The following is a 9,403-nucleotide window of genomic DNA, read 5'->3' on the forward strand; positions in this document are numbered from 1 at the left end:
GACAGCGAAAATTACTGAGCTTTAAGCTAAATTCACGTCGTCACACACGAGCCGAATCCAACAGAAACGCAGTGCGTTGACTGTAAATAATTTGAGGTAAGACACTAATTAAAAATTTCAGAACCAAAAAGGCTGCTTCGGCGGCCTTTTACATATTATAGCTATGGAAAATAAATTCAAATATTAGATTAAATACAATTAAAAGGATAAAGGATAAAAAATTATTAGAGGATATTTCAATAAAGGGCAAATATAATGACGCACGTATTGAAGCCATTTCCAAAGTAAAAAATCAGGACTTATTGCTTAATTTGGCCTATAATGATAAGGATTCAAAAATTCGTGAAGCTGCTTGTAAAAACATTCAAACCGTATCTGTTTTAGATGATATAGCTTTTAATGATGAAGATAAATATGTTAGGGAAGTAGCTGAAAAGAGATCAGCCCTGCTTAAAAAATAGAAAAATAATAGAAAATATAGTATAAAAATACTAAAAAAATAGAAAAATAATAGAAAAAAGTATAAAAATACAAAAAATTAATTTTTAAAAAAAAAGAAGAATTTAGTAAATAATGGATTAGATTATTTACTTGCATTTTCTTCAACTAATTCTTTTGCATGAGCAGTAATATTCTCGCTTAGAATTTCTTTTAGGAAATCTCCAGTGTATGTTCCAGATTCAGCGACTTCTTCAGGTGTTCCAGTAGCAATGACTTCACCACCGCCATCTCCACCTTCAGGTCCTAAATCGATAATATAATCTGCTGTTTTGATTACATCCAGGTTATGCTCAATAACAACAACTGAATTTCCAGCATCTGTTAATCTGTTTAAAACATTCAATAATTTCTTTATATCATCAAAATGAAGACCTGTTGTAGGCTCATCCAATATATACAATGTTTGGCCAGTGCTGGATTTAGAGAGTTCTTTAGCGAGTTTTACCCTTTGCGCTTCACCTCCAGAGAGAGTGGTAGCAGGTTGTCCTAGCTTTATATAACCTAAACCGACATCATATAATGTTTGAAGTTTCTTAGCGATTCTAGGTATATTTTCAAAGAATTCCAATGCCTCTTCAACTGTCATTTCCAATACTTCATAGATATTTTTTCCTTTATAACGAATATCTAATGTTTCATCATTGTATCTTTTACCTTTACAGACTTCACAAGGAACATAAACATCAGAAAGGAAGTGCATTTCAATTTGAATGATTCCATCACCATAACAGGATTCGCATCTTCCACCCTTTACATTGAAACTGAATCTTCCTGGCTTATATCCTCTTGCTTTAGATTCAGGAGTGTCAGCAAATAACTCCCTAATTGGTGTAAATACCCCTACATAAGTTGCAGGATTTGAACGTGGAGTTCTTCCAATAGGGGTTTGGTCAATCCTAATGATCTTATCAATATTTTCGATTCCTTCAATGTAATCATGCTTTCCAGGATGCAAGTATTTCTTATTGATGATGGTGGAAAGTCCTTTGTACAATACTTGATTAATCAAACTGCTTTTACCAGAACCACTTACACCGGTAACACAAGTGAAAAGCCCTAATGGAATTTCAACATCAATGCCTTTAAGGTTGTTTTCCCTAGCACCTTTAACAGTAAGGAACTTTCCATTTCCAGGTCTTCTATCAGTATTTATTGGTATAGTTTCTCTTCTAGAGAGATATCTGCCTGTAATTGAATCTGGAGAAGCCATAATCTCCTCAGGGCTTCCTTCAGCGATTATTTTTCCACCATGCTCTCCAGCACCAGGACCTATGTCAATCACATAATCTGCAGATAAGATGGTTTCTTCATCGTGCTCTACAACGATTAATGTGTTTCCAATGTCTCTTAAATGCTTTAAAGTGCCTATGAGCTTTTTATTATCTCTTTGATGAAGACCAATACTTGGTTCATCCAATATATAGAGAACTCCTACCAATCCAGAACCTATTTGAGTAGCAAGTCTAATTCTTTGAGCTTCTCCACCAGATAAGGTACCTGAAGATCTTGACATTGTTATGTAATCCAATCCTACATCAACAAGGAACTTCAATCTTGCCTTAATCTCTTTCAGAATTTCCTTTCCAATGAATAGTTGTCTTTCTGTAAGCTCTAAATCCTGGAAGAACTGATAACTGTCTTTAATGGACAAGTCACATACATCCATAATGTTCATATCACCAACTGTTACTGCTAAAACTTCAGGACGAAGTCTTCTTCCACCACAGACAGGACATTTGCGGTCACTCATGAATTTAGAGATGTAACTTCTATTATAATTGGATTTGGTTTCTATATATAATCTTTCCATTCTTGTAATTACACCTTCAAACTTACGGTTTACTCTATAAGAGCGGTTTCTTCTCTTAAATGCAAATGCAACCTTTTCATTGGAACCATAGAGAATAATATGTTGCTGTTCTTCAGTTAAATCCTTAAACGGAGTATCCATGCTAAAGCCAAAGTGTTCAGCAACTGCCTTAAGCATTTGATAATAGTAATTTTCTTTTTTAGTTGATTTTGACCATGGAACTATAGCGCCATCATTCAAGCTTAAGTTCTTGTTTGGAACTATCAAGTCAGGATCCATTTCCATCTTTGTTCCAATACCATTACATTCCGGACATGCCCCTTGAGGTGCATTGAATGAAAACATACGAGGTGTCAATTCTTGGAAACTTATGCCACAGTCGGTACATGCAAAGTCTTCAGAATAGGTTTTTTCATATGTGGATTCATTTCCTTCATCATCCCTTTTATTAAACATGACAGTTACAAGACCTTCTGCAAAATTACAAGCGGTTTCTACGGAATCTGACAACCTTCTTTGGAAGTCAATTCCTTCCCTAATGACTAACCTATCTACAACAAGCTCTATATTATGTCTGAAGTTTTTTCCAAGTTCTATATCCTCATCAAGCCCTCTAATTTCACCATCAACTCTGACTCTAACGAACCCTTTTTTTCTAAAGTCCTCTAAAATGTCCTTATGTTCACCTTTACGGTCCTTGACAACAGGTGCAAGCACATGTATTTTAGTCCCTTCTCCCTCTTCTATAATGGATTCGGTTATTTGTCCAATGGTTTGATGAGATATTTCCTTTCCACAATTTGGGCAATGTGGAATTCCTATTCTAGCAAATAATAAACGTAAGTAATCATAGATTTCTGTAATGGTACCTACAGTTGATCTTGGATTTACCTTTGTAGTCTTCTGGTCAATTGATATTGCAGGGGATAATCCTTCAATATAATCCACTTCCGGCTTTTTCATTTGACCTAAAAACTGTCTTGCATAAGCTGATAATGATTCAACATATCTACGCTGTCCTTCAGCATAAATGGTGTCGAATGCAAGTGTTGATTTACCGGAACCACTTAAGCCAGTGACCACTACAAATTGATCCCTAGGTATGGATAAATCAATGTTTTGGAGGTTATGTTCCCTTCCTCCTTTCAGTATTATGTTCTTTCTTTCGGTACTCATCTTTTCACCATTAGTTAAATGTAAATTATTTAATTTTTTTAAATAATCAATTATAATGTTTAGTAAATTTTATATAAAAATTTGTTATCTTATATATAAATCTTTGTAGCAAGAGCTTTTGAAAACTAATAATTTAGTTTTTATTCATACAAACTAATATTAGTACATACTATTATATAAACATTTGTTATATATGATAAAATTTGAAAAATTGAACTTTGAAAAATTATATAAAAAAGTAAAAAATAGCATTGATTTTAGAAAAAAATAAAAAAATAAAAAAATAGAGAGATTAGCTGTAATCCGCTAATCTTTTAATTCTCTTAAGCATGTCTGGGTGAGTGGACAATAATTCCATAATCTTATTGGAAGTGCCTACATTCACTTTAGAATCCCTTAAAACATTAAGTTCATCAGCACTGATTGTACCATCCCTATCAAGGTCCAATTGAGCCAAATTATTGAATTCATTTCTTGCATTAGAGATATCAGTTAAGAAAAATGCTTTAGTTCCTTCAATATCCTTGATTTCAGATTGTGGAACTTTTGCTGCACCATAAACCAATTTGTATAATGCTGAAGCTAATTTTTCAGGTTTGCATCCTAATTCCACACTTCCTGCATCAGCATAATACTCCCTTATTCTGGAAATGAAGAGCACAATCAACTGACCTATGAAGTAAGCGATCAATGCTAAAATTCCTAAAATAGGCCCTCCATTATCATTATCTCCTCCTCCAGAGAACATAAGTGAGAATGCTAAATAATAGCAAATAAGTGGAACAGCACTAACAACTGTTGTAATAGCCATGTCATTATGTTTAATATGAGACATCTCATGACCTAAAACCGCTTTAAGCTCTTCCTCATCAAGAAGACCTAGAATTCCTTTTGTAACACATACATGTCCGCTGCGTTTAGATCTGCCATAAGCAAAAGCATTAGGCACCATAGTATTTGATATGCCTACTTTTGGCTTAGGAATATTAGCTGCAGCAGCTAATTCCGCAACCATTTGATGAAGTTGAGGAGCTTCAGCCTCACTTAATTGGTGAACTCCCATTGAGCTTTCAACAATCTTTGGACCAAATATGTATTGCAGGAATAAAACTCCTATACCTGCAATTGCATAGAAGCCATAAAAGCCGCCATATCCTAATAAGTTACCGGCAAGCATGATTAGAATATATACTATAGCGAACATAAAAACCATAGCAAGCCATAACCTTAATTTGAGTTTCCAAGTTCCTTTCATATAAAAACCCCTTTAATAATTTTTATTTGAATAAGTTTGATAATTTTTCTAATATTATTCTGTTATAAATATCACTCTTTTACTATTTAAAAATATCATAAAATTAATTACAATATTATAAAATGGATAATTAAATAAATGATAATTAGAAACTAAATAGGGTTGTTTGTCCCTTATCAAGTTTTTCCTCTTTTTCCTCTTTTTTCTTTTTAGATTCCTCATCAGAAGAGTTCTTATTTCTTAATTTTGATTTAGGACTATTGCTTAATGAGTATTCATTAGCTATTTCATCCAGTTCATCATCATCGAAATCATCAAAGATATCTATTACAGTATTGTTTTTATGGGAATTGATATCATCGATTTCCTCTTCAATGAAATCAGGTTCATTATTTTCCAGTTCTTGGGCTGGAATCTCTCTAAATATTCCATCTTTAATGGATTTTCTCCATTCCTCTTTTTCTTCTTCCCTCATTTCTGCCTTAACCTTTTCCATTTTATTAATTACAGATTTTGGAATCTTTTTCTTTCTGAAGAATTTGATTTCATCATCTTCAAGCTCTAAAAAGTCTGAAATCTCCCAAGCGACTTCATCATTTTCAAACATTATCTCAAAGTAGGGGAAAATGGTGTATGCCACTTGAAGTGAAACATGCATCTTTTCTTCCATTTTAGAAGCTATTTGATCTCTTAAAGCTCTTTTGCCACGGGTTCTGCCCATCATGGAGAATGCCATAGGACTTACTATCTTGCTGAATTTACGGTAAGTCTCTCTTTTGGATACAGAAACACCTACACCCATAAAGTCTGATGCATATTTCCAATAACCATAATATTGGCTGGATCTAGTTCTTCCAAAGTATAAATCAGCTTGAGAAATCATTTCATAAGCCTTTTTAACTTCCTTATTGCTTTCATATTCCCTTGGAATGTTTTCAGCAATATATTCCATAACCAATGTCGGATCCTCATTGTTTTCAAACAATGAACGTTTCACATGTTCTGGATTCTTGCTTTTTAATACTCTTGATACTGTATCGAATATTGTGCTGGTATTGTCCTTTTGGCTTGTTGAATCAAGAGCCTCTTCAGTAAGTTCCCCTCCGTTTTCAACAAGAGCCTGTAAGGTATTTACTGCTGAACGCAAATCTCCACTGGACCTTTTGGATAATTTCATCAAAACGTCCTTATCAACTTCAATCTCTTCATTTTTAAGCACTACATCACGCAAATACTTATTGATTGAAGGAGATTTGATCTTATCCATTTTAATGACTTGGGCATTTTTCTTTATAGTTGTTAATTTATTGCTGTAAAAATCATTAGCCATCATTACAATAGGCTGTTTGCTTTCCTTAATGATTTTATTCAATGCTTTAGTTCCGCCTTTATCATTGGTTCCATGAATACCATCCACTTCGTCCATTATAATCAATTTACGGTTATTGCCGAATAGTGAATAGGTGTTTGCTGATTCCCCAATTGTTGTCATCAATAAGTCATGTGAACGCTTGTCACTTGCATTGAGCTCTATATATTCAGAGAATTCATCTGCAATGATATGGGCTATTGTGGTTTTACCAGTTCCAGCTGGTCCTATAAGCAATAAAGGTGGTTGAGGTTCTCCATTTTTCCACTTTTCAACCCATTTTTGAATGATTGCTTTTTGCTTAACATTACCGACTACATCATCAAAACTCTTTGGTCGGTATTTATCTGTCCATAACATAATTGTTACCTGAAATTAAATATAATTCATAAAAATTACTTAATCAATAAAAATTCTTATATCCCATATTTCTTAGATTCATAAATTTTCTATAAGAATTTAGCTAATAATGCCTCTAATTGGATTCTTGGATTAGCTCCTTCCCTTATTCTAAAATCGGTTTCTGCTATTGCACCAATTAGATTCATATAGATATCTCCATCCATTTGTCCATTCATCACTCTAGAAGAAACATCCTGATAAATCTGATTAACCATATCTTCTCCGCTAGTTCCTTGCATTATCATTACTTCCCTTAATATATCACGGGATTGCATAAAGTCTCCCATTAAGGCGGCATTGACCATCTTTTTGATTTCTTGAGGTTTTGCTTTAGATACAACTTCAAATACATGGTCTTCTGTGATTGAACCTGTGGATGCAGCAGACTGCAACATATTTACGGATTTACGCATATCCCCTTCTGCAAAGTTTACAATTGTGTTGATTGCAGCATCATCATATTGGCATCCTTCAGCTTCTGCAATATATTTTAATCTGTCAGCTATTTCTTCAGCCTTAATTGGAGTAAATCTGAATATAGCACATCTGGATTGTATAGGATCAATTATTTTAGATGAATAGTTACATGATAGAATAAATGAAGCGGTTTTGGTATACATTTCCATTTCACGTCTTAAAGCATGCTGTGCATCTTTAGTCATATTGTCCACTTCATCAAGGAATATGATTCTAAATGGAGCGCCGACAGGTTTTAAACGGCAGAAATTCTTAATGTTTGTCCTTACAGTTTCAATTCCCCTTGCATCTGAAGCATTCAATTCCAAGAAGTTTTGTCTCCAGTATTCGCCTAAAATTGATTTTACAAGTGCAAGAGCAGATGTTGTTTTTCCTACACCTGCAGGACCGGTAAACATTAAATTCGGCATGCTTCCCTCTTCCACATATTGCTTTAATCTGCTTACAATATGCTTTTGTCCTACAACATCATCTAAAGTTTGCGGTCTATATTTTTCTACCCAAGGTCCTAACATATTATCACTTTATAATCATTAATTTTCTTTATTTTTTAAATTAAGCTGTTTTAAATCATTTTTAAGATTTAAATTATTTTTTGGAAAATACTTAAAATAATTTTTTTTATACTATATATTATATGATTTTCATATTTTTTAAAACTTATTATTTTTATAGAACATATGAAATTTTCAATAGAATTTAATAGAAAAAATTATCTATTTAGTATAAATTTAATCTAAATAAATAAAAAATAGTTAAAAAAATTATAAAAATAATTAAAAAAAAAATAAAAAAAGTAATAGAGAATAAGTATTCTCTAATAATTTAAAACATTATCTTTAGATTTCAACAGATTCAGGCAATTCTTCAGAGAGAGAATACTCTAAACTTGCTAAAGTGAATAGCTTAAGCATCATTTTAGGGGAAAGGTCTGCTGCTCCAATTCCACTTATTCCAACATAATTAGGAACTGTATCCTTTTGATCCATCCAACTGTGAACTCTTTGAGCAATGCTTAAGTAATCTTCCTTGTCAATGGATTGATTTAAATCTTCACCAGAAGGATTTGTAGCATTTTTAATATCTTTTATTTCAATTGAAGAGTTCTCATTATTTTCAATGTTCAAAAGATACTCTGAGAAAATATAAATGCATTGAGCTTCATCATATTCATTTCCATTGTATTCTATAGTTGAGAAATCATAATTCTTTTCTGAAACCATTTGAGCAAGATTAGGAACATCTTGCATTTCGATTTCTTTTAAGGAATCATCAGACAATTCATCATCACTATCACTGTCATTCAAATCATCTGAATCATCATCTAAATCCTTATCACTGTCATTCAAATCATCTGAGTCTGTAGAAATTCCTGGAATAATAAATGCATTTCCAGAATCATTCTTGCTGGAATCAGAGATTATGTTTTTATCAGATTTATTCTTATTAGCAGAACTATCTGTTTTATTGACTTTTTCAGTAATGGTTTTAGATGTATTGTTCTTTGAACTGTCAGTTTGATTTTTAATCTTATTTACAGTTTTATTTATGTCTTTACTGGTCTGATTGCTTTTATTTTCAATCTTTTCAGTTAATGTTTTATTTGCATTAGTGTCATTAGTTTTATTATTTGTATCATTAGTATTATTTTCCACTTGCATTTGAGCTTGACTTGGCTCATTTACATCATTTAAAAATCCATTGTCATCTGTAGGTATAATTGAACTGAAACCATCATCTCCACCAGAACCACCATTATAGTAAGCCATTCCAGTTACAGCACCGATAGCCAATATGATAACTAAAGCACAGATGATTGGTATCTTATACATGCTAAAGAAAGATTTTTGATTATTCTCATCAATAACTTGTTTTCTGAATGTATTAACGGGAGTTAAAACAGTTCCACATTCCTTGCAATATTTTGAATTTGAATCATTTGTTTTTCCACATGTAGGGCAAATTCTTGCTGAATTCAATTGAAACCCACATTCTCTACAAAATTTCTCTTCATCATCATTTACTGTATGACATTTTGGACAAATCAAATTTTCACCCCCAAATAGGTTAAAAATGATTGTATGAATATAATTCCAAAATAATTGATATAGTATTACTTATTATTTTTAAAAAATATTCATCATTATTATATTAGTAAACTAATATTTAAATATTTATATAAAATTTGTAAAAAAAAGTTAAAAAAAAGAGTTAAAAAATTAATAGATTTCAATAGAGTAATACATTAAAAATTAATAGATTCAATAGATTAAAAATAAAAAAATTAATTGAAGTAATAGAGTAATAAATAAAAATTAATAGATTCAATAGATTAAAAATAAAAAAATTAATTGAAGTAATAGAGTAATAAATAAAAATTAATAGATCTCAATAGAGTAATAAATAAAAAATA

6 protein-coding genes are annotated in these 9,403 nt (G+C 31.8%); 1 reads left to right on the forward strand and 5 read right to left on the reverse strand.

Annotated elements, in window-relative coordinates; all coding sequences use genetic code 11:
• The first annotated feature begins 302 nt into the window (after window positions 1–302).
• Complete coding sequence (locus IJI80_RS00545) at window positions 303–461, forward strand: hypothetical protein (RefSeq protein ID WP_292786458.1); 159 nt, start codon at window positions 303–305, stop codon at window positions 459–461.
• 122 nt (window positions 462–583) lie between these two features.
• Here the strand turns inward: IJI80_RS00545 and uvrA are convergent, their stop codons facing one another.
• The 5 genes from uvrA to IJI80_RS00570 form a co-directional block, all read right to left on the reverse strand.
• Entirely contained in the window at window positions 584–3,487 is a 2,904-nt protein-coding gene (uvrA, locus tag IJI80_RS00550; RefSeq protein ID WP_292786460.1) for an excinuclease ABC subunit UvrA, read from the reverse strand.
• Window positions 3,488–3,779: 292 nt separating this feature from the next.
• Window positions 3,780–4,742: a zinc metalloprotease HtpX gene (locus tag IJI80_RS00555; RefSeq protein WP_292786463.1), complete on the reverse strand. Its 963-nt coding sequence runs from the start codon at window positions 4,740–4,742 to the stop codon at window positions 3,780–3,782.
• Window positions 4,743–4,887: 145 nt separating this feature from the next.
• Complete coding sequence (locus tag IJI80_RS00560; RefSeq protein WP_292786465.1) at window positions 4,888–6,471, reverse strand: replication factor C large subunit; 1,584 nt, start codon at window positions 6,469–6,471, stop codon at window positions 4,888–4,890.
• 89 nt (window positions 6,472–6,560) lie between these two features.
• Window positions 6,561–7,505 carry a replication factor C small subunit gene (locus IJI80_RS00565; RefSeq protein WP_292786468.1) on the reverse strand — a complete coding sequence of 315 codons (945 nt, stop codon included), beginning with the start codon at window positions 7,503–7,505 and terminating at the stop codon, window positions 6,561–6,563.
• Window positions 7,506–7,829: 324 nt separating this feature from the next.
• Window positions 7,830–9,038: a zinc ribbon domain-containing protein gene (locus tag IJI80_RS00570; protein WP_292786470.1), complete on the reverse strand. Its 1,209-nt coding sequence runs from the start codon at window positions 9,036–9,038 to the stop codon at window positions 7,830–7,832.
• Between the last annotated feature and the right edge of the window lie 365 nt (window positions 9,039–9,403).

Origin of the sequence: Methanobrevibacter sp. (assembly GCF_017432245.1) — an archaeon.
GTDB lineage: Archaea > Methanobacteriota > Methanobacteria > Methanobacteriales > Methanobacteriaceae > Methanobrevibacter.

Excerpts from the sequence above, each read along its gene's own strand:
- IJI80_RS00555 (WP_292786463.1), bottom strand. The coding sequence starts at position 4,742 with ATGAAAGGAACTTGGAAACTCAAATTAAGGTTATGGCTTGCTATGGTT.
- uvrA (WP_292786460.1), bottom strand. The coding sequence starts at position 3,487 with ATGAGTACCGAAAGAAAGAACATAATACTGAAAGGAGGAAGGGAACAT.
- IJI80_RS00560 (WP_292786465.1), bottom strand. The coding sequence starts at position 6,471 with ATGTTATGGACAGATAAATACCGACCAAAGAGTTTTGATGATGTAGTC.
- IJI80_RS00565 (WP_292786468.1), bottom strand. The coding sequence starts at position 7,505 with ATGTTAGGACCTTGGGTAGAAAAATATAGACCGCAAACTTTAGATGAT.